At 55.3% G+C, this 20,233-nt stretch carries 18 protein-coding genes and 1 other annotated feature; of the genes, 7 read left to right on the top strand and 11 right to left on the bottom strand.

The features are described 5' to 3' along the window. Positions 1-432, top strand: a 432-nt coding sequence (locus tag RTK01_RS05900; protein ID WP_312280084.1) for a DHHA1 domain-containing protein, incomplete at its 5' end; no start/stop codon positions are given. Between the two features lie 169 nt (positions 433-601). On the opposite strand, the gene RTK01_RS05895 is transcribed toward RTK01_RS05900, so the two are convergent. The 11 genes from RTK01_RS05895 to rpmH form a co-directional block, all read right to left on the bottom strand. Next, complete coding sequence (locus RTK01_RS05895) at positions 602-2,539, bottom strand: LTA synthase family protein (protein ID WP_312280083.1); 1,938 nt, start codon at positions 2,537-2,539, stop codon at positions 602-604. A gap of 100 nt (positions 2,540-2,639) precedes the next feature. After that, complete coding sequence (locus RTK01_RS05890) at positions 2,640-4,058, bottom strand: glycine--tRNA ligase (protein WP_312280082.1); 1,419 nt, start codon at positions 4,056-4,058, stop codon at positions 2,640-2,642. A gap of 60 nt (positions 4,059-4,118) precedes the next feature. Then, positions 4,119-4,329: a binding site (T-box leader), on the bottom strand. A gap of 184 nt (positions 4,330-4,513) precedes the next feature. Then, a complete protein-coding gene (locus RTK01_RS05885) occupies positions 4,514-6,391 on the bottom strand; it encodes an S-layer homology domain-containing protein (RefSeq protein ID WP_312280081.1) in 1,878 nt (625 codons plus the stop codon). A 35-nt stretch (positions 6,392-6,426) separates the two neighbouring features. Beyond that, positions 6,427-7,626 carry an ABC transporter permease gene (locus RTK01_RS05880; protein WP_312280080.1) on the bottom strand — a complete coding sequence of 400 codons (1,200 nt, stop codon included), beginning with the start codon at positions 7,624-7,626 and terminating at the stop codon, positions 6,427-6,429. Next, positions 7,623-8,360 carry an ABC transporter ATP-binding protein gene (locus RTK01_RS05875; RefSeq protein ID WP_312280079.1) on the bottom strand — a complete coding sequence of 246 codons (738 nt, stop codon included), beginning with the start codon at positions 8,358-8,360 and terminating at the stop codon, positions 7,623-7,625. Before RTK01_RS05875 ends, RTK01_RS05880 begins: the two co-directional genes overlap by 4 nt. Next, positions 8,357-10,078 carry an efflux RND transporter periplasmic adaptor subunit gene (locus tag RTK01_RS05870; protein WP_312280078.1) on the bottom strand — a complete coding sequence of 574 codons (1,722 nt, stop codon included), beginning with the start codon at positions 10,076-10,078 and terminating at the stop codon, positions 8,357-8,359. The genes RTK01_RS05875 and RTK01_RS05870 overlap by 4 nt, the downstream gene beginning before the upstream one ends. Positions 10,079-10,440: 362 nt before the next feature. Beyond that, positions 10,441-11,283 (bottom strand): RNA-binding cell elongation regulator Jag/EloR, encoded by an 843-nt coding sequence (jag, locus tag RTK01_RS05865; RefSeq protein WP_312280077.1) that lies wholly within the window; start codon positions 11,281-11,283, stop codon positions 10,441-10,443. 12 nt (positions 11,284-11,295) lie between these two features. Continuing rightward, a complete protein-coding gene (gene yidC, locus RTK01_RS05860) occupies positions 11,296-12,447 on the bottom strand; it encodes a membrane protein insertase YidC (protein ID WP_312280076.1) in 1,152 nt (383 codons plus the stop codon). Between the two features lie 34 nt (positions 12,448-12,481). Beyond that, positions 12,482-12,691 carry a membrane protein insertion efficiency factor YidD gene (yidD, locus tag RTK01_RS05855; RefSeq protein ID WP_312280075.1) on the bottom strand — a complete coding sequence of 70 codons (210 nt, stop codon included), beginning with the start codon at positions 12,689-12,691 and terminating at the stop codon, positions 12,482-12,484. Next, complete coding sequence (rnpA, locus tag RTK01_RS05850) at positions 12,688-13,035, bottom strand: ribonuclease P protein component (RefSeq protein ID WP_312280074.1); 348 nt, start codon at positions 13,033-13,035, stop codon at positions 12,688-12,690. Before rnpA ends, yidD begins: the two co-directional genes overlap by 4 nt. A 136-nt stretch (positions 13,036-13,171) precedes the next feature. Further along, entirely contained in the window at positions 13,172-13,312 is a 141-nt protein-coding gene (gene rpmH, locus RTK01_RS05845; protein ID WP_312280073.1) for a 50S ribosomal protein L34, read from the bottom strand. A 381-nt stretch (positions 13,313-13,693) separates the two neighbouring features. Between rpmH and dnaA the strand changes: the two genes are divergently transcribed. The 6 genes from dnaA (at position 13,694) to gyrB (ending at position 20,219) form a co-directional block, all read left to right on the top strand. Further along, the gene (gene dnaA / locus RTK01_RS05840; protein WP_312280072.1) at positions 13,694-15,007 is read left to right on the top strand and encodes a chromosomal replication initiator protein DnaA; all 1,314 of its coding nucleotides are present in this window, start codon (positions 13,694-13,696) and stop codon (positions 15,005-15,007) included. A 285-nt stretch (positions 15,008-15,292) separates the two neighbouring features. After that, positions 15,293-16,405, top strand: coding sequence for a DNA polymerase III subunit beta (gene dnaN, locus RTK01_RS05835; protein WP_312280071.1), 1,113 nt, complete (start codon positions 15,293-15,295; stop codon positions 16,403-16,405). 1 nt (position 16,406) lies between these two features. Next, a complete protein-coding gene (locus RTK01_RS05830; protein WP_312280070.1) occupies positions 16,407-16,622 on the top strand; it encodes an RNA-binding S4 domain-containing protein in 216 nt (71 codons plus the stop codon). After that, on the top strand, positions 16,612-17,715 hold the full coding sequence (gene recF, locus RTK01_RS05825; RefSeq protein WP_312280069.1) for a DNA replication/repair protein RecF: 1,104 nt from the start codon (positions 16,612-16,614) through the stop codon (positions 17,713-17,715). Before RTK01_RS05830 ends, recF begins: the two co-directional genes overlap by 11 nt. Before the next feature lie 84 nt (positions 17,716-17,799). Next, a complete protein-coding gene (gene remB, locus RTK01_RS05820) occupies positions 17,800-18,066 on the top strand; it encodes an extracellular matrix regulator RemB (RefSeq protein ID WP_312280068.1) in 267 nt (88 codons plus the stop codon). A gap of 200 nt (positions 18,067-18,266) precedes the next feature. Further along, positions 18,267-20,219 (top strand): DNA topoisomerase (ATP-hydrolyzing) subunit B, encoded by a 1,953-nt coding sequence (gyrB, locus tag RTK01_RS05815; protein WP_312280067.1) that lies wholly within the window; start codon positions 18,267-18,269, stop codon positions 20,217-20,219. The last annotated feature ends 14 nt before the right edge of the window (positions 20,220-20,233 follow it).

The raw sequence follows: 20,233 nt of genomic DNA, 5'->3' as shown, positions 1-20,233 counted from the left end.
GCAGTGGGCCACCGTCTCAGCGTGAAGCCACAGGACGCCGCCGAAGCGGTGGAGCGGCTGGAAACAGAGCTGAACGCCGCCAAGGCCGGACTTACCCGGCTAGAGGATGCGCTTTTCGAGCGCATTGCCGCACAGGAAACAGGCCGGGGCGACACGCTTCTTGTTCAGCCGCCCCTGCGCACGGACGGAGCGCGGAAGCTGGCGGACGCGGTGAGCCGCACCTGCGGCGGGCTTGCCGCCGTGGTTGCGGGAGAGGGCGGGCAGTATCAATACGCCCTGCTCCGGGCCGATGGCAAAGATATCGGCCCTCTGGTAAAGACGATGAACACCGAGCTCCATGGGCGGGGCGGCGGGCGAAATGGGTTTGCCCAAGGCTCTGTTCAGGCCACCCAAGCGGAAATTGAAGCATTCTATAGGTGCTTTCTGACGTAAAGGACTTCCCCCGTGCAGTTTTGGAACTACCAAGAAGCCAATTTTCTGACTTGCAGTGCTTTAGGCTTCCAACAAATTTGACAGGCCACTACGTATGCTGTTATCGCTCTTCATTAAAAAAATACCGTCACACGCCTATGGCGCGTGACGGTATTTCCTTTAACTCACTTTAACTCCCAATGTTCTGGTTCATGGCGGCGGTGGCATAGCGCTGTCCATAATAGGTATCGTAAACAATGGCGCTGCGCAGATTCATCAGCTCTTTGTCCTCATCGCTCAGCGCCGCGTCGGACTCGTTCCAATAGGGTACGCCCCTGCCCGTAACGCAGTACAAATCCGTATTCACCAGCAGGGCCTTGGACAATCGCTCCTGCATGGCCCAGTACCGATTCCGGGGCATATTGGCCGCATCCAGCACCGCCGGACCAAGGGCCGTAAGTCCCGTGTCCTGCCTTGTCCCGGCAGGCTGCTTCAAAAGCGCCGCGTCGTTGGCCCAGATAAGATAGTCGGTAGAGTACAGGTCCGCCACCTGATCAATGCTCCAGCGGGAGCAATCGTTGCTCTCGCAAAGGCCCAGATGGCTGTAAACCGTTCCGCCGTCAGTCATAAACAAATTGGGCCGATGGTCGCCGAAAAAGACCACCACCGTAGGCTCCTCTCGCTCACGCAAAGCGTCGGTCAACTCGCCCAGCGCCTGATCTGCCCGAGTCAGCCCTTCCAGCATTACCCGCGTAATCGCCAGATTTTCCTCGCTCAATTGGTCGCTGGAAACCTCCAGTTGACACTCGTAGCCGAATTTTTCAGGGTCAAAGGGCTGGTGGTTCTCCATGGAAATGCCAAAGAGAAACGCCTTTTTTCCCTCTTCATTGGCGGCGTCCAACCGATTCAGCAAGGCTTGTGTAAACACATGGTCGCTGAGGTAGTAGCCCCCCGCATAAGGGCTTCCTTGAATATTCAGGTCCAGCTCCTGCATCTGCTGGGAAAACAGCAGGTGTTCAAATCCCAGCTTGGGATAAGTCACCGTGCGGTTATAAAGACTGTTGTTGTAGGCGTGAAGCATCTCCGTCTCATAGCCCGCCGACTGAAAGGACGTTGCCACGGAGTCCAGCAGACTGTAATCCCCCTCATCTCGGAAGGAAATGTTGGTACCCGGTTTCAAATCCTTCCCCGTCAGACCGGTAAAAATGGACTGCTCGATATAGCCGGTGCCGTAGCCGAGATAGCTGGAATAAAACCGCCCGGAAATTCCCTCCCCGCTCAGCCGGTGAAAGTTTTCCGCAGGGTCCCCGGAGAGGGTCAGCCCCGGCAGACGAGTCATATCGTAAAACGACTCAGAGAGAATAAAAATCACGTTGGGCTGTTCCCCGGTGGGCTTGTCCGTCCCGAAAGCGCCCAAAAGCTCGTCCAGCCGCTCCACCACATGCTGCATATATTCCGGGCCATAGCCCTCCGGCTCCTGTCCCGCAAGTAAGCACATATCCCGCCAAAGGCCCACGGTCAACCCGTAGTCCCGATAGGAGATGGCGGACATGATCCGGTCCTGCGTATTTACGGAAAAAGTCCGCCCCAGCGCAGGCCCGCCGGGGCCGATGACCAGACCAAGCCCCAGAGACGCCACCACCGTGGCCAGCACAAATCGAGTGCGCCCGCTGCCAAGCGTCAATTTTCTCCCAACAAGAAACAAAAAGACAACCACCAGCACCAACATCCCCACGGCGGCCCATCCCCGTCCGGGAACCTTCAGATCGCCCGCCACGCCCATCACCTGATCCAACTGACCGATCATGCCGAAATCCTCGGCCTCCAGTGGCGTGCCGTTGATGGCGAACTTGAAATAGCTTACCAGCGCCAACGTCACCCCCACGGCGGAAGAGGCCAGCGCCCCAACCCACAGCCGACCGGACAAAAGGCCCAAAAGCAGCGCGCCGCCGCCGTAAAACAACGCCGTCAGGCAAAAGGGCGGCAGCGCCCCAAGACACCAGTCCAGCGCCTCCTGCGCATCCCCCAGCGTAATCCACTGGATAGCAAAGGCCACCGCGCCGCCAAGCGCCAGCGCTTCCAGCAGCACCAGCGCGGCCTTTCCGATTTTTATAAGCGTCTGCTTCAATGTACTTCCTCGCTTTCAGGGGAAAACGGGACACGGCAATCTCCGTGTCCCGCTTTTCGCTTTTTCAGGGCACTCTGCGCAGAAGAGAGCGCAAAGACGATCAGTAGGCCAGCTTCTCTACGAGATATGCCTTCAGTCCGTCAATAGGCAGGCGCACCTGCTCCATGGTATCCCGATCCCGGACGGTGACGCAGTTATCCCCTGTCTTCTCGTCGTCGCCCACGGTGTCAAAGTCCACTGTGACGCAATAGGGCGTGCCGATTTCGTCCTCCCTGCGGTAGCGCTTGCCGATGGAGCCAGTTTCGTCAAAGTCCACCATCCAGTCGGCGGAGAGCATCTGCTGAATCTCCCGGGCCTTGTCGCCCAGCTTTTTGCTCAGGGGCAGCACCGCCACCTTAAACGGCGCAATGGCGGGATGGAAGCGCATCACCACGCGGGTGTCGTTCTTCTCCGCGTCCACCACTTCCTCGTCATATGCCTCCACCAGCAAAGCGAGGGTCATGCGGTCCGCGCCCAGAGACGGCTCGATGACATAGGGGATATAATGCTCTCCCGCCTCCTGATCGAAATAGGTCAGGTCCTGCCCGGAGTGCTCCTGATGCTGGGAGAGGTCGTAGTTCGTCCGGTCGGCCACGCCCCAGAGCTCGCCCCAGCCGAAGGGGAATTTATACTCAAAGTCGGTGGTAGCCTTAGAATAAAAGCTCAGCTCCTCCTTCTCATGGTCACGCAGACGCAGGTTGTCGTCCTTCACGTTCAGGCCCTTGAGCCACTCGTGGCAATAGTTCCGCCAATACGCGAACCACTCCAAATCCGTGTCCGGCTTGCAGAAAAACTCCAGCTCCATCTGCTCGAACTCCCGGATGCGGAAAATAAAGTTGCCCGGGGTAATCTCGTTGCGGAAGGACTTGCCCACCTGACACACGCCGAAGGGAAGCTTGCGGCGGGTGGTTCTCTGGATATTCGAGAAGTTCACAAAAATGCCCTGCGCCGTTTCGGGCCGGAGATACACCTCATTGGAACTTCCCTCCGTCACGCCCTGATGGGTTTTAAACATCAGGTTGAACTTGCGGATGTCGGTAAAGTCGGATTTTCCGCAGCCGGGACAGGGAACCTGCTTTTCCCGGATATAGGAAACCAGCGCCTCGCCGTCCATAGACTCCACGTTCACGTCGGTAATGTTGTTTTCCTGATTGTATTCCTCCACCAGCTTGTCGGCTCGGTGGCGCATTTTGCAGGAGCGGCAGTCGATCAGCGGGTCGTTGAAGGTGGCAACATGCCCGGAGGCCACCCAAACCTGAGGATTCATCAGAATCGCGGCATCCAGTCCTACGTTGTAGGGATTTTCCTGAACAAACTTTTTCCACCATGCGCGCTTGACGTTGTTTTTCATCTCCACGCCCAAGGGGCCGTAGTCCCAGCTATTGGCCAAACCTCCGTAAATCTCGCTGCCGGGGAACACAAAGCCCCGACTCTTGCACAGAGCCACAATTTTTTCCATGGTCTTTTCGGTGTTATTCATAATCTCCCTCTCCCTTTCATCCAATAAACAGGCCGCAAAATAAAAAACGCCCCGAGCAAAGCTCAGGGCGAACGATTGTCCGCGGTGCCACCTGAATTCGCGCCAAGAAGCGCGCACTCTGACCCGGTAACGGCGGGGACCGGCGCATTCTGCTTTCGCTCAAACGCGCGGCTCGGGGGCGCCTTCTCTCCCTTCCGGCAAGGACTTACACCAAAACGTCCTCTCTCTTCGCCCGGAAACAGGGGATACTACTCCCTTTCACAGCCTCTTGAAATATTGTGGCTACTCTATCACCTTTTATTCAAAATGTCAAGGTGCTTTCCAAAAGCGGTGAAACCGCCCCGTCTCCGGGCAATATCGGAAACGAGGCGGTTTCTTTATCCACTATTTCAAAAAATGGGTTTCTTCTGTGGCCTTACCTTTTCTTTTGTGGAAACTACATTTATTTTCTTAAATCACTTTTTCTCCGCGATAATGACCCGCACCTGTTTGCCGGCGGTGTATCCAAAGTTATCAACCCAGCCGGTCAGCTTGTAGTCCGCCGCATTGATGGAACCCAGATCTACCTGATAGTAACTCAAGGCGTAGCTTGTATCCCGCTTGCGCAGATAAACCTGCACGCCGGTATCAAGCGCATAAGTTGTATTGCCGCCCATGGCGCTGACGGAGCTGAGGCTATCCAGCGTGACGGACAGAAGCTGGCGCATGTTTTTAACTTCACCGTCGCTGTTAAACTGAACCCCTACGCCTCCGGATTCTACACCGAACGTTTTTCCATTGTTGTCCAGCGTAACGGTGGCTCCATCTTTCAGTCCGGAATAGCTGCCGCTTAGCGTGCCGCTGTCCTTTTCCGGTATGGCCGTCAGATAATAGTAAGACCAGGTGTCGCCCGTGGCGTCGTTCAAAATCAGGTGGGTAATTTCGCCGTTTGTATTGGTGACATAATAGCGCACATCGTCGGTGGAAAGCGTGTATCCCACAAGACGGCTGGGGTAGATTTTAGCCCACGCACCGTTGGAGGCGGTATCCAAAATCTGCACATCCCCTGCAAAGAGTTTCTCTCCCAGCTTGGTTCCGTCCCGGTTCACCGCGCCGGTGAGCGTCTTGGCGGTAAGCTGGCTGATGGAAGCGCCGCTGTCGGTCATACTGGCGGAAACAAGACTTCCCACCGTATAGGCGCCCCGCTGGCTGACAGAGAAGGTGTGAACCACGCCATCGGTACAGCCCACACTTACGCGGACCTCGGTTCCCGCGGAGGAACCGGAGGAAGATGCGTTGGCCACAGCGGTCACCACGCCGTAATAAACCGTACTTGCCGCGCTGCCATTAACCACATCCACCACTTCGCCGTTCATACCCAGCAGAAGCAAGGCGGTGTCTCCCACCTTGAATCCGCCCATGGACGACAGTTTATAAGCCGCCGTGGCGGTTCCCACGGTATAGGTCTTCGCACCAACGGTAACCGAGGTGGGCGCGGCAGAGCTGGGAAGCAGGGCGGTGATGGTGCCGCCTGCCCGGTCGGTATAAATCCACACCGTCTGCATCCCCGCGTTATAATAATAAACATCGTACTGCTGCACGGCAGACAGAGAAGATACCGCGCCGTTGCGGTACACAGAAGCCGCCGAGGAGGCAAAGGGCATCTCCATCGACTGCGCGCCGCCCGTCGCCACATAGGGCCCGCTCAAATTGGCGGAAACCACCGCGGCATAATCCACGTTGCCGTTGGTGACGGTATAGCCCAGCGTGACAGCGTAGGTCTTTGCATCGCTGGTCTGTGCCGTCAGGGTATTATAAAACAGGTACACGCAGTCGGACCGCGTCATGTACTCGCCCTTCCCAATAGAAATCTGATCCCGCAGCCCCAGCGAGCTGGCCTTGCTCAACTGCGCGGAGGGAAAGGATCCCGCAAGCGCCGAGGAGTCGTATCCCAAAAGTCGCAGCACTGTGGCGCATGCCTGCTCCAGCGTGATACTCTGGCTGGGACGGAAGGTTCCGTCGGTATATCCCGTCATCCATCCCTCGTTCACAGCGATTTTAATATACTGCGAAGCCCAGTGGGTACTGTTCACATCCTTGAAGAGGGAAACGCCCTCTCCCTCCCCCACGCTGTCCTTATACGACGAGGCGTTAACCAGCATTTTCGCAAATTGAGCGCGGGTGACATTGCCGCCCAGATTCAGGTTTCCGGCGGAATCCCCCGTCATAATTCCCAATGCCCGAATGGTCTGGACCTCGCCGCTGCTCTCCGAAACGGCCGCTCCGACAGGGACGGCGATCAGACCGGGCAGCAGAAATACCGCCATTAAAAGACATAAAATTCGTTTTTTCATAGGTTGTTTTTTCCTTTCTGCGCGCCGCGCCTCTGTCAGTCATAATGCAGCGCGTCAATGGGATTCAATCGCGCCGCCTTTTTTGCCGGCAAATATCCAAACACGATGCCGATAAATGTGGAAATGCCGAACGCTCCCAGCACCGCGCCAATAGACGGAGTGACGGTCAGGTTTTCCTGCATCAGCGCCGTGACGATGATGGTGGCAATGGAAGAGAGACCGTACCCCACGGTGATACCCAGCACACCGCCCAGCGCGGAGGTGGTTGCGGCCTCCATGACAAACTGCTGCATAATGTACCGCTCCTTCGCGCCCAGCGCCTTGCGAATACCGATTTCCCGTGTTCGCTCCGTGACGGATACCAGCATAATATTCATAATTCCAATGCCGCCCACCACCAGAGAGATTGCGGCAATCCCCGCCAGAATTCCAATCATCACGTTAATCATGGCATTCATGGCGTCAAGCATCTCTGCCATGCTGATGACCCGATATGCGTCGTCGTCGGAAAAAATGTCGTAGAGAAAATCCTCCACAATGGTGACACTGGCTGCGGCCTGTGTCTCGTCCACCACGGTAAGGGTATAGCTGCTGATCGTGCCGGTATAAGACATGCGCGCCGCAGTGGAATAGGGAAGGAACACGCAGTCGTCCGTTCCGCCTTCTTCCATCTCGCCGTCGGTTTCCTGAGTCATAACACCCACAATCAAAAAGCTTTTTCCACTCAGGCGGATGGCCTGACCAACGGCGTTGCCGCCGTAATAGGTGCTGTTGAGATAGTTTCCCACCACACAGACATTTCGCCGTTTTGTCATATCCACATACTGAAGGCCCCGGCCCGAAGAAATCGTATAGCCCTTCATGTCGAAATATGCCTCGCTGACGCCCGTAACCGTCGTGGTGGAAATGCTTTCCGTCCCGATTTTAACCGTGCCAGACGGGCTGACCGTGGGGGAAATCTGGTCAAAATACTCGGGATTTTCCGCCACCAGCTCATACATCTGCGTTTCAGACACGCTGCGGGAGCTGCCGCGGCCCATAATGGACACCGACACCGTGTTCGTGCCCATGTCGGCAAATTGATCGCGCATGTACTTTTCCATGCCGTTTCCAAGGCCCACAATCACGATGACAGCCGCAATGCCGATGATAATGCCCAGCATCGTCAAAAAGGTGCGCATTCTGTTGCCCTTGATGTTTTTAACCGCAAGCTGGAAGGCTTCCGTCAATTTCATTGTCCGCCCCCCATTCCTGAAAGACTTGACGACACCACCGCTTCCGATGCGCGGGCATCTCCGTCATAGATGACACGTCCGTCTTCCAGACGGATGATGCGCTGGGCCTGCACAGCAATGGAGTTATCATGGGTGATAAGCACCACGGTGTTTCCCGCAGCGTGAAGCTGCTGCAAAAGGGTCAGGACATCCCTTCCGGTGTGGGAATCCAGCGCGCCGGTTGGCTCGTCGGCCAGAATTACCGCAGGCTCCCCCACCAGCGCACGAGCAATGGAAACACGCTGCTGCTGGCCTCCGGAGAGCTGCGCAGGTCTGTGGTTGATCTTGCTTCCAAGTCCCACCATCTCCAAAGCCACCTTTGCCCGTTCCCTCCGGTCGTTTTTGGAAACGCCGGCGTACATCATGGGAACCTCCACATTTTCCAGCAGCGTGAGCCTTGGAAGCAGATTGTACTGCTGAAAAATAAATCCCAGCATCTTATTGCGGATTTCCGCCAGTTGGTCTTTGTCCAACGAGCCCACATCCCGGCCGTCCAGCAAATATTTACCGTCGGTTGGAACGTCCAGACATCCGATAATATTCATGCAGGTGGATTTTCCGGAGCCGGATTGGCCCACAATGGCCACAAACTCGCCTCTTTGAATCTGCATGGAAATGTGATCTGCCGCCCGGACAACAGAATCGCCCATTTCATAAACCTTGGATACATCCTGAAATTCAATCAGAGCGCTCATTCCGTTGGTCCTCCGCCGGGGCCGCCTCCGCTGGGACCGCCGCCTTCGCCGCCGTTGCGACCTTCTCCGTCCATTTCGCCGCCGCCGGGACCGCCGCCTATCATTATATCCATCCCGGAGGAGCTGCTGGAAGCAGGTAAATCCGCCACTGTATCCCCTTCTTGAAGTCCGGATGTAATCTCAATGTAATCGTCGTTGCTGACGCCGGTTTCCACGGACACATAGACATAGTTGTCCGGCGCTTTGTCTTCCAGCGCATTGGCTGCACTGGGGGAATTGGCGGTAATCAGCACTTTATTCCCCCGCTCCAAAGCGGCGCTGGGTATGGAAAGCGCATTGTCGTTTTCCGCAAGCACAATTTCCGCATCCACGTTCATGCCCGGCCAAAGATCACCGTAGTCGTCGATCCGAACGGTGACGGGATAGGTGGTGGCGCTGTTGCTGGTGGTTCCCGCCATGGAAATCTTCGTCACCTGCCCGGTAAAGGTTTCGCCCTCCACGGCATCCGCCGTAATCGTAACGTTTTGCCCCACCGTCACCTGCGTGATATCCAGTTCATCCACACTGAGCGTCATTTCAAGATAGCTCAGATCGTAAATGATGCAAAGTGTATTTCCGGATTCCACCTTTTCACCGGCTTTGATTTTCTTATCCACAATGGTTCCGTCAATGGGGGAGGTAATGGTGTAATCCTCCAGCTGCTTTTGAGAGGTTTCCATACTCAGCTCGGCACTTTTCAGGCTATCCTCCGCAGACTGAACGGAGTCGTTGGCCGCGTTGGCGGCAAAGGTCACTATGGCCTGCCCGGCAGATACCGTTCCGCCTTCCTTCACATTGATGGCAGCCACGGTGCCACCGGAGGAGGCGACCACGTCCTCCGCCGCCCGATACTCCAAGGTGGCGTTTTCACTGGAGCCGCTGTCGTTAATTGTGGCGGTGGCGGCCTGCGTGTCAGTCAGGCCACCGGGATTTTTTACAGAGATTGTCACGCTGCGCACAATGCGGTTTCCGGTAAGTACTGTGTCGGCTCCCGAAATCGCGGTGACTGTTCCGGTAAGCGTCTCAAAGGAGCCGTCCAGCACCACGGACGCGCTCTGCCCCACGTAAAAGCTCTTCGCATCGTCCGATGCGAACTGCACCTTCAGCGTCATGGAGGAATTGTCCCGCACGGTGGCCACCGTCTGCCCTGCTTTTACCACGTCGCCTGTCTTCACATCCAAAGACGCCACGGTTCCCGACACGGGAGACTGCGCATAGGCCGCCTTTTCGTAGCTGCGCTGGGCCTGATTCAGCGATAGCTGGGACTTTTCCAAATTGCTGCTGACGTCGGAGCTGTCCAGCTCATAGAGAACGGTCTCCTTAGTAACCGTATCCCCCTCTTCAAAATCCGCCGATAAGATTTCGCCCTCCTTCAACGTGGTGACGGTATAGGAGTTGGCAGGCTGGAGCGTGCCGGTTCCGCTGAGCGCCTGCGTAATCGCGCGATAGGACGCGGCTTCTTCCGTATAGCTAACGGCGGAGGCGTCCTTATTTTTGCTGCAACCCCGCAGCACCGCAGACACCGCCACTACCAGCACGACGGCCAGAATCAGCCACCTTCGAAGCTTCTTCCGGCCCCAAAGACCCTTCAGCTTTCCAATCACTCCAAGCCCCCTTTTTTTCACTGGACTGCCCTCCAGCCCCTGTACCTCTTCGGTTTTCTGCAATTCTTCTTTCATACGATTCCTCATTTCCTTACATAAGCCTCGTATTTGGCCCTGTGCCGGGTTATGTGTTTCTCAAACATTTTCCATGATTCACCTTGAACAAAGCTTGAAACCCGCACCGTATCAGGAATTCTTTTTCAGTCGGCCAAACGCAATTATTTTTATTGTATTATAACAATAATACAAATTTCAAAAAAGTCAAGTTTTTTATTTAATTTTTTAAAATTTTATTGGGACAGCTTGTCCTAGCTTCTATCTTCCGCATTCAACGCAAACTAAGGAGTTTAGCACCAAGCGCGCAAAAAAGAACGGCAAGGTTCTGCCACCTCGCCGTTCTTTTTTCATACTCAGCTATTTACTAAAGGATGCTTCCTTTAGCGCACGTAGGACACCACAACCCGCCGATTGGGATCGCTTCCGATGGATCCGGTGGCCACGTTGGGCTCGTCCTGCAATGCGGCGTGAATGATGTGGCGCTCGTAGGCGTTCATAGGCTCCAGCGTCACGCTGCGGCGGTACTTGACCACCTTAGCCGCCACCTTGCGGGCCAGATGATCCAGACTTTCCTCCCGCTTGGCGCGGTAGTTTTCCGCATCCACGGCCACTCGTACCCGGCCCGTACCAGCGCGGTTCACGCAATAGCCGGTGAGTTGCTGAATCGCATCCAGCGTCTCCCCCCGGCGGCCGATGATCTGCCCCATGCCGGAACCTTCCAGAATCACCTGATACCGGCCCTTTTCCGGCTGATACACGCGAATCTGAGACTCCACTTCCATTTTCTCCAGAAGTCCGGAGAGGAACGTGCGGATGGCCTCCGCCTTTTCGTCCTGCACTTCCTCACCCAATGGTCTGGACACATACTCGGCAGGTGCAGGCCGTTCTTCCTTGGCGACAGTCTCGCGGATTTTTTGCGCAGGCTCCTCCGCGGGCTTCTCCACCCGGGGTGCGAGTTTGACAGCAGGTTTCACCGCGGGCTTGGCGGCGGGTCTGCTCTCCGCCTTGGGTTTGGCGGGGATATATTCCTGGGCGACGGGTTTTTCCTCTTCGCCGCCATAGGTCACGCGTACCTTTGCAGGAGTACTGCCAATACCTAGAAATCCGGATTTGGCCCGCTCGAGAATTTCAACGGACACGTCGTCCCGCTCCATATTTAACTGTGAAAGTGCGCGGGCAATGGCTTCCTCCTCCGTCTTGCCCGTTACGTCAATATAACTCATGGCAAAAGCTCCTTATTTCTCGTTGGAATCGCCGTACCGATTTTCCTGATAGGCGCGGCCGCGGGCATAAGGACGGTCGCCCATGCGGCCGTTTTCATTGGTGCTGGCTTTTTTTGGCTTGCTGCTCTTGGCATCCTGCGCAGCCTTGCGCTTTTCCTTCAACGAAGGCTTCAGGGCCTGCTGCTGACGCAGCTCTTCCTGCTTGCCCTTGGCCTCCTCTTGACGGCGGCGGCGGTCGGTCTCAATGGCCTCCTGCCGCTCATTTTCCTCTTCTTCGATCTTCTGGTTATAGAACTTGCCCATAAACCACTCCTGCACCGCGGAGAAAGCGCTCTGGGCAATCCAGTACACGCACAATGCGGCAGGCAGGGTAAAGCCGATCCACAGAGACATCAGAGGCATCATCCACAGCATCGTCTTCATCTGCCGGGCAGCGGGGCTACTCTTGTCCTGTCCCGCCATAGATGCCATGCTCATCAAGAAGCTGAGTCCGGCGGAAATCACGGGCATCAGAATCACGCCGATGTTGGCCCAGGTAAAGGTAAATGCCTGAAGCACATTGCTGGGCAGAACCGACAGGTCCATTCCCAGGAAGCTGTAATTCACGCTGATCCAGCCGGGGACGCTGGCAGCAAATTCGGGAAGCTGGGTGTTGATGGCGTTGACCATCATAATCTGCCCGAAGGAGGTGACCTGCAAGGCCCCTTCCTTGGTGGTGGTGGCAATGTCGGCAATATTTATGCCGGCAGATCGCAGTGCGGAAAGCGCCGAATCCACCACGCTTGCGTCCAGCATCATGAAATGGGTGATAGGCTGGCGGATAATCGCATACAGCGCGATGAGGAAGAACATGGGCAGCATGCTCCACAAGCAGCCGCTCATGGGGCTGACGCCCTGCTCAGCATACAGCTTCTGGGTTTCCTCCTGCTGTTTTGAGGGGTTATTGGCGTACTTCTTCTGAATTTCCTTCATCTTTCCGCTCATGCGGTTCATGCGGACCATGCTCTTTTTGCTCTTCATCTGGAACGGCAGCAGCACCAGCTTGATCACCAGCGTGAAGAAAATCAGGGACAGACCATAGGAGCCGGTCATATTGTAAAACAGCCGCAAAAGGGCGGCAAACGGGATACAGACGTAATATCCCATGGTTCCTAAAAATCCCATTGGAAGACTCCTTTGTGTACAAATCTCACTACGCTCAAGGCACGGGGTCGTAGCCCCCCCTGTGGAATGGGTTGCAGCGGAGAACGCGGCGCACAGCCAAATACCCGCCCTTCAGCGCGCCATATTTTTCAATGGCTTCCAGCGCATATTGGGAGCAGGTTGGATAAAACCGGCAGCAGGGCGGACGAAAGGGTGAGATTGCCCTTCGGTAAAATCTCACCAGCGCCAATAGTATTCGTTTCACCCAAGCGCCTCCTCCAAAAGCCCCAGCTTTCCCGAAAGCTTTAAAAAGCTGGCGTTCAGCTCTCCCCAAGGCATATTGACCGCCCGGTGGCGCGCCACCAGAACCATGTCATAGCCCTGACGCATCAGGTGCTGGTTCAGCCGATAGGTCTCCCGCAGCCTGCGGCGCGCCCGGTTGCGCACCACCGCATTTCCAAGCTTGGTGGATACGGTAACGCCCAGCCGGTTGTGCCCCAGCCGGTTTTTTCGGCAGTAAATCACAAGCCCGCTTCCGGCGGCGGAAGCCCCCTTGCCGTACAGGCGGCGAAACTCATGATTTTTTTTCAGCGTAACGGCTTTTTTCATGCATTCTCCTGTTCGTTTCCGATGACCGAGGATCTGCCGACCAAGCCAATAAGGGACGGAGGAAAACCGGTTTCCTGCCGTCCCTGTCTATTTTGTTCAGCAGGTCCTCCGCGAGAAAAACCCCGCGCGCAGCAACTTAGTAGCTGAGCTGAGCACGGCCCTTGGCGCGGCGGCGGGCAAGAACCTTGCGGCCGTCAGCGGTGGCCATCCGCTTGCGGAAGCCGTGGACCTTCTGTCCGTGACGCTTCTTGGGCTGATAGGTACGTTTTGTCGCCATGTTGAGACACCTCCTGTACTGAAATCTTTTCCGGCCGCCTTTATGACGGCTCTTACTCGACACGGCGTTGCCGCCGCGCAGTAAACAAATAAAAAACGCAAATTCAATGCACGGAACAGTATACATGGAAATCAAAATACTGTCAATAAAAACTTGCAAACGCCGAAATTTTCAGGCAAATTGCCTTTTTTTCAGAACCTGACGGACAAAACCACAAGATGGCCGTTTTTTGCCGCCACTTTTTCCAGATATTGTGCTTTTACTTTCTATTTTTTCAATCCTTATTTATTAGAATATGTGTTGTTTTTTTATGTGTTTTTTGGTATAATCAATGGGTATATGATTTCCCCTGCTCGCAGGGAAAGAGAGGTGTCTTTACTTTTGAATTCCGTAGCCGACGTCTGGACAAACGTCCTCACTCAGTTAAAACGCGACCTCTCGGAGACGACCATTGCCACCTGGTTTGACGAACTGGAAGCCGTGGATCTCCGGGACGGCGTTTTTTATCTGTACTGTCCCAACGACTTCAAGAAAAATTACATTGAGAGCCTGTTCATAAAAAACATCAAGGCGGCCCTTCACGATATCTTTTCCACCGATTTTGAAGTAACGGTCCTCACCGCTGAGGAATATGCCATTTTTTCAGGCAGCGCCCAGAAAAAGAAGTCGGAGGCATTTACCTCCGACGAATTTACCTTTGAGCGCTTTGTGGTGGGCTCCAGCAATAAGCTGGCACATGCCGCCTGCATCTCCGTGGCGGAGCATCCGGCAAAAAACTATAACCCGCTGCTGATTTACGGAGATTCCGGCCTTGGAAAGACCCACCTGATTTACTCCATTGCACACGTCATCAAAAAAGACGACCCCAACGCAAAAATTGCCTATGTAAAAGGCGATGATTTGACCAACGAACTGGTGGAGGCCATTCAGGGAGGCAAAACCGCTGAAATGCGGGAGAAATACCGCAAGGCAGACCTGTTTCTGGTGGATGACGTGCAGTTTATCGCCGGACGCAAGCAAACGCAGGAGGAATTTTTCCACACCTTCAACAATCTTTACGAGTCCGGAAAGCAAATTGTGCTTACCTCAGACCGTCCCCCCTCGGAAATGATGCAGTTGGAAGACCGGCTGCGCACCCGGTTTGAATGGGGACTTCTGGTGGACGTGGCTCCGCCGGACTATGAAACCCGCATGGCCATCATCAAAAACAAAGCCGCTTTGCTTGGCATGGAAATTCCCAACAAGGTGGCCGCCTACATCGCCGAACGCGTCACTTCCAACGTCCGGCAGCTTGAAGGAACCATCAACAAGCTTCTCGCCTATAAGGACCTGTTGGGGGACGACGTGGACGAGGATCTGGTGAAACGGGCCATTCAGGATATTCTCCGCCGGGGGGAGAACCTTCCCACTTCGGATTCCATCGTGGATTTTGTCTCCAAGTATTACGGCGTGGCCGCCGAAGTCATTCGGGGGCAGCAGCGAGTGCGGGAGGCGGTGGCTGCCCGGCAGGTCGCCATGTACCTGATTCGCAGCATGACAAACCTCTCCAGCGACGATATCGGCAAGTTCTTCGGAAACCGGGACCACTCCACCGTGCTCTACTCTATTGAGAAGGTAGAACGGCAGATGAAATCCGACGCGGGCTTTGCTGAGGCAGTGAAAGAAATCAAAACCAACATCAGCTCGAAGCACTGAGTTTTCCCCACTCCTCCTGTGGAAAAGAAAAACAGTTTTGTGGAAAACCGGGGTCTTTATACCCATTGTGGAAAAGTACCCCTCTTTTCCCAGCTTGCCTGCTTAAAAACTTTTCCTGTGCTGACAAGGATTTCCGCGCTTTTCCACTGTTTTTGTCCCTCTACTATGACTATCACTAAGAAATATATCTTTCTTTTCTAAAAGAACGCGAAAACCGCAAACTTTCTCTTTATCCCTCGGCTTTCACCAAAAAAAGAAAAGCTTCCACAGAAAGGAAAAAAGCCTATGAAATTCTCCTGTGAAAAAGCCTTACTGCAAAGCGCGGTGGCTGTTACCTCCCGCGCCGTATCGCAGAAAAGCTCCATCCCCGCGCTAGAGGGTCTTCTGCTTCGCGCTGGCGAAACAGTCACCGTTTCCGGCTACAATATGCAGACAGGTATTCGTACCATTCTCTCCGCCGACGTGACGGAACCCGGCGCGCTGGTTCTAAACGCGCGTCTTTTCGGCGATATCATCCGGCGGATGCCGGACGATGTGATTACCTTCTCTTCCGACGACAGGCTGACAGTCCGCCTTCAGTGCGGAGACGCAGATTTTAACATCATGGGTCTCAGCGCCGCGGACTATCCCGATCTTCCAGAGGTGGAGGATGAATATTCTGTCTCCATTCAGCAGAAAACCCTGCGATCCATGATTGAGGAGACACTGTTTGCCGTCTCCACCAACGAGAGCCGTCCGGTTCACACCGGTTCCCTGTTTGAAATCGGCGAAGACGGACTGACCGTGGTATCTGTGGACGGGTTCCGGCTTGCTATCCGCAAGGAGCCTTTAGAGCGGGTCAACGGCGGGTACTTTTCCTTCGTGGCTCCCGGCTCCGCACTGAACGAAATTGAAAAAATCTGCGGTGACGTGGAGGATACGGCGGCAATTACCTTAGGAAAGCGCCACATTTTATTTGAGGTTGGCGAAACGCAGTTGATCTGCCGCCGTCTCGAAGGGGATTTTCTGGACTATAAGAGCGCTGTGCCTAGAAAAAACCCTATTTCCGTGGTGGCGGACACCAAAGAGCTGATTCAGAGTATCGACCGAGTGAGCGTGGTGATCTCCGAAAAACTGAAAAGCCCGGTGCGATGCCTGTTTGACAAGGACCGGGTGATTCTTTCCGCGAAGACGGCCAACGGCGAAGCCAAGGATGTTTGCCGCGTGGCGGGCGACGGCGGAGAGCTGGAAATCGGCTTTAATAACCGTTATTTGATGGAAGCTCTGCGCTATGCCCCTGCCGACACGGTGAAAATTGAGTTGAACACAGGCGTTTCCCCCGCTGTCATCGTCCCTACCGAGGGCGAGGAGAACTTCCTTTATATGGTGTTGCCCGTGCGGCTGAAAGCGCAGGACTAATATGAAAACTGTCACGATTACGACGGAATATGTAAAGCTTCAGGACCTTTTAAAGCTGGCAAATCTGGTGTACTCCGGAGGCGAAGCCAAGGAGCGCATTCAAGGCGGCGAGGTCATGGTGAACGGTGAAACCTGCACCCAGCGGGGCAAAAAACTGCGTCCCGGCGACGTGGCCCGGCTGGACGGGCAGGAGTGTACTCCGGTCTATGCGAATTGACGGACTGTATCTTGAAAACTTCCGCAACTATACCCGCCAGGACCTGTCCTTTGACCCAAACTGCAATGTGATTTTCGGTGACAACGCACAAGGAAAGACCAACTTGCTGGAGGCTGTCCAATATCTTTCCTGCGGCAGCTCCGACCGGGCGAAAAGCGACCGTGAACTGATTGCATTTTCAGCGGAAAACACCGTTTTGTCCGGCAAAGTTTTTTCAAGAGAGCGGGAATTTGTCTTGAGGGCAGAGTTGTATCGGGGAAAGCGAAGGAAACTTTGGATCAACAAGGTCCCCGCAAAAACGGCGACGGAGCTTTCCGGCGTACTGCAAACCGTGTTTTTTTGCCCGGAGGATTTGCTTCTGATTCGGGACGGGGCTGCGGCCCGGCGGCGGTTTTTAGATAACGCCCTGTGTCAGCTCCGCCCCCGATATGCCTCTGCCCTTGCGTCCTATCGACGGGCGTATGCTCATAAAACCCGGATTCTGCGGGACTGCGACCAGCAGCCCGGACTTTTGCAGATGCTGCCGGAGTTTAACGAGCGGCTAGTGCAGTGCGGCGCGGTGCTGATTCACTATCGGGCACAGTTTGTAGAGAAGCTGGCGGCTACAGCCGCCGCTAACCATGCGGACTGCTCCGGTGGAAAGGAACGCCTGTCCGTTTCTTATAAAACTGTCTCCTCCGTGGAGGACCCGTTGGCGGAGCCTGCAATTTTGGCACGGCAGCTAGGAATCCATATGGAAAACCACAAGTGCGCGGAGCTTGCCTCCCGGCTGTGTTTATCCGGGCCGCATAAGGACGATCTTGTGGTGGGAATCGACGGGCGGGACGCTAAAACCTATTGCTCTCAGGGACAGACCCGCACGGCGGCTCTGAGTTTAAAGCTTGCCGAGCGGGAGATTTACAAAAATGCCTCCGGTGAAGCTCCTGTCCTGCTGCTGGACGATGTGCTCTCCGAGTTGGACCCCCGGCGGCAGGAATTTGTACTGAACCGCATTGCGGGGGGGCAGGTGTTTATCACCTGCTGCGAGGATGACAGGCTTCCCGTGCTTCTTGGGGGGAAGGTGTTTCATGTGGCAAGCGGTCGGGCGGAGTAAACCGCCTGCGCCCGTAATGTTTCACGTGAAACTTAAAGGTATATGCGCGCTTTGGGCGTTTGAGGGAAAAAAGGAGGACGCACCTTGTATCTTCATATTGGTCAGAACGAAATTGTCCCGGAGAACCGGGTGGTGGGAATTTTTGATCTGGATAAATGCAGTTATGGAAAAAGGACCCGGGAATATCTTGCAAAGGCGGAGAGCGAGGGCGTGGTGTTGGACGTCTCCGGGGCTTTGCCGAAGTCCTTTGTGGTGTGCGACCATCCCTATCATCCTCAGATTGTGTATCTCTCCCAGCTTGGCCCCTCCACGCTGCAAAAGCGGGCGGAAAGTCTGGAGCTGGAGTTGTGAGTATTTTCGACGACAGTTTCTGTGACCTTTTAGGGGAGCCACTTTAAAATATGCTTGGGTTAAGAAATGAATGGCGATACGGAGGCGGTTTTTGAGCAAGTTTCAAACGCGATTAGACTTGACCTAGGGGCGGGGAGAAGCGGGCCTGCAAAATCGCGGGCCCGGCTCTGCTTGCCCTGTTATACGGAAGGAGAAACCAAATGGCAGAAAATGAGACACTGAATCCCACATCGGTGGGCGCGGAAAATGAATACGACGCATCCGAAATTCAGGTGCTGGAAGGGCTGGAGGCCGTTCGCAAGCGGCCCGGTATGTATATCGGGTCCACATCCTCCTCGGGTCTTCATCATCTGGTGTATGAAATTGTAGACAACGCCATCGACGAAGCCCTTGCCGGCTGCTGCACGGATATTCTGGTGCAGATCAACGTCGACGGGACCATCACCGTGGTGGACAACGGACGGGGTATCCCCGTGGACATCCAGGCCCAGACGGGAAAGCCCGCGCTGGAGGTGGTTTACACCGTGCTCCATGCAGGCGGAAAGTTCGGCGGCGGGGGCTATAAGGTTTCCGGCGGACTCCACGGCGTTGGAGCCAGCGTGGTAAATGCCCTGTCTGAATGGCTGGTGGTTCAGGTTCACCGGGACGGAAAAATTTATGAAATGCAGTTTGCCCGTGGTGAAATCACCAAAAAAATGGAAGTAGTGGGTACCAGCGACCACACCGGAACCACCGTCACCTTTAAGCCCGACCCAGAGATGTTTCGTGACACCACGGAGTACGAGTATGACATTCTCCATACTCATATGCGGGAGCAGGCGTTTTTGAATGCGGGCTTGAAAATCAAGGTGGCCGATTTGAGAGAGGGCCGGGAGCAGGCCGACGAAATGTATTACGCCGGTGGTATCCGGGAGTTTGTGGCTTTCTTAAACCGCACCAAGGACCCCATTCACTCTGACGTGATTTATATGTGCGGCAGCAAGGACGATTCCATGGCTGAAATTGCCCTGCAATATCACGACGGGTATAACGAGAACATGCTCTCCTTCGCCAATAACATTCACACCGCAGAAGGCGGTATGCACGAAGAGGGCTTCAAGCGTGCCCTTACCAACGTGCTGAACAACTACGGAAAGAAAATCGGTATGCTGAAGGAGGGCGACAAGGTCTCCGGCGAGGACTGCCGGGAGGGCATTACCTGCATCATTTCCGTGAAGCTGACCGACGCGCAGTTTGAAGGACAGACCAAGGCGAAGCTTGGTAACAGTGAAATCCGCACGCTGGTGAATGGAATTGTCTCCGCGAAGCTTGAAACCTATCTGGAGGAAAACCCCCAGGTGGGACGGATGATTTTGGATAAATCCCTCACGGCCAACCGCGCGCGGGAGGCCGCCCGAAAGGCCCGGGAATCCATCCGACGCAAGACGGCGCTGGGCGGCGCGGCCATGCCCGACAAGCTGCGGGACTGCAACGAGGCCAACCCGGAGCTCACCGAGCTCTACATCGTCGAGGGCGACTCCGCAGGCGGCTCCGCCACACAGGGGCGGGACTCCCGCTTTCAAGCGATTCTGCCGCTGTGGGGCAAAATGCTGAACGTGGAAAAGGCCCGAGCCGATAAGGTGTACGGAAACGACAAGCTCCAGCCCGTGATTACCGCTCTGGGCGCGGGTATCGGGGAGGAATTTGACGTCTCCCGCCTGCGCTATCACAAAATTGTCATCATGGCGGATGCGGACGTGGATGGTTCCCATATCCGTACGCTGCTGCTGACCTTTTTCTTCCGCTTTATGCGGCCGCTGGTGGAGCAGGGGTATGTATACGCCGCCGTCCCTCCCCTCTTTAAGCTGAGCCGAGGAAAGACTTCCCGGGTGGCCTATACGGAGGAGGAGAGCCGCGTAATCTCCACAGATCTTAAGCAGGACAATCCCAACGCGAAGGTGGATATCAGCCGCTACAAGGGCCTTGGCGAGATGAACCCCCACGAGCTGTGGGAAACCACCATGGACCCGGAAAAGAGAACTCTGCGCCGCATTACGCTGGACGACGCGGTGGCCGCCGACGAGACGTTCTCCATTTTGATGGGTGAAAAGGTGGAGCCGCGGAAAGAATTTATCGAGAAAAACGCGAAATACGCGGTCAATCTGGACTATTAAGGGAGGAGAGCCGA

Source organism: Oscillibacter sp. (assembly GCF_031978065.1).
Lineage (GTDB): Bacteria > Bacillota > Clostridia > Oscillospirales > Oscillospiraceae > Oscillibacter.
This window is presented reverse-complemented; position numbering and strand designations above follow the sequence as displayed.

Bases quoted from the DNA above. Each gene is read 5' to 3' on its own strand.
- RTK01_RS05890 (WP_312280082.1), bottom strand. From the start codon at position 4,058: ATGAATAACACCGAAAAGACCATGGAAAAAATTGTGGCTCTGTGCAAG.
- jag (WP_312280077.1), bottom strand. From the start codon at position 11,283: ATGAGTTATATTGACGTAACGGGCAAGACGGAGGAGGAAGCCATTGCC.
- RTK01_RS05885 (WP_312280081.1), bottom strand. From the start codon at position 6,391: ATGAAAAAACGAATTTTATGTCTTTTAATGGCGGTATTTCTGCTGCCC.
- RTK01_RS05830 (WP_312280070.1), top strand. From the start codon at position 16,407: ATGAAAACTGTCACGATTACGACGGAATATGTAAAGCTTCAGGACCTT.
- rpmH (WP_312280073.1), bottom strand. From the start codon at position 13,312: ATGGCGACAAAACGTACCTATCAGCCCAAGAAGCGTCACGGACAGAAG.
- gyrB (WP_312280067.1), top strand. From the start codon at position 18,267: ATGGCAGAAAATGAGACACTGAATCCCACATCGGTGGGCGCGGAAAAT.
- RTK01_RS05870 (WP_312280078.1), bottom strand. From the start codon at position 10,078: ATGAAAGAAGAATTGCAGAAAACCGAAGAGGTACAGGGGCTGGAGGGC.
- RTK01_RS05880 (WP_312280080.1), bottom strand. From the start codon at position 7,626: ATGAAATTGACGGAAGCCTTCCAGCTTGCGGTTAAAAACATCAAGGGC.
- RTK01_RS05875 (WP_312280079.1), bottom strand. From the start codon at position 8,360: ATGAGCGCTCTGATTGAATTTCAGGATGTATCCAAGGTTTATGAAATG.
- dnaN (WP_312280071.1), top strand. From the start codon at position 15,293: ATGAAATTCTCCTGTGAAAAAGCCTTACTGCAAAGCGCGGTGGCTGTT.
- yidC (WP_312280076.1), bottom strand. From the start codon at position 12,447: ATGGGATTTTTAGGAACCATGGGATATTACGTCTGTATCCCGTTTGCC.
- rnpA (WP_312280074.1), bottom strand. From the start codon at position 13,035: ATGAAAAAAGCCGTTACGCTGAAAAAAAATCATGAGTTTCGCCGCCTG.
- recF (WP_312280069.1), top strand. From the start codon at position 16,612: ATGCGAATTGACGGACTGTATCTTGAAAACTTCCGCAACTATACCCGC.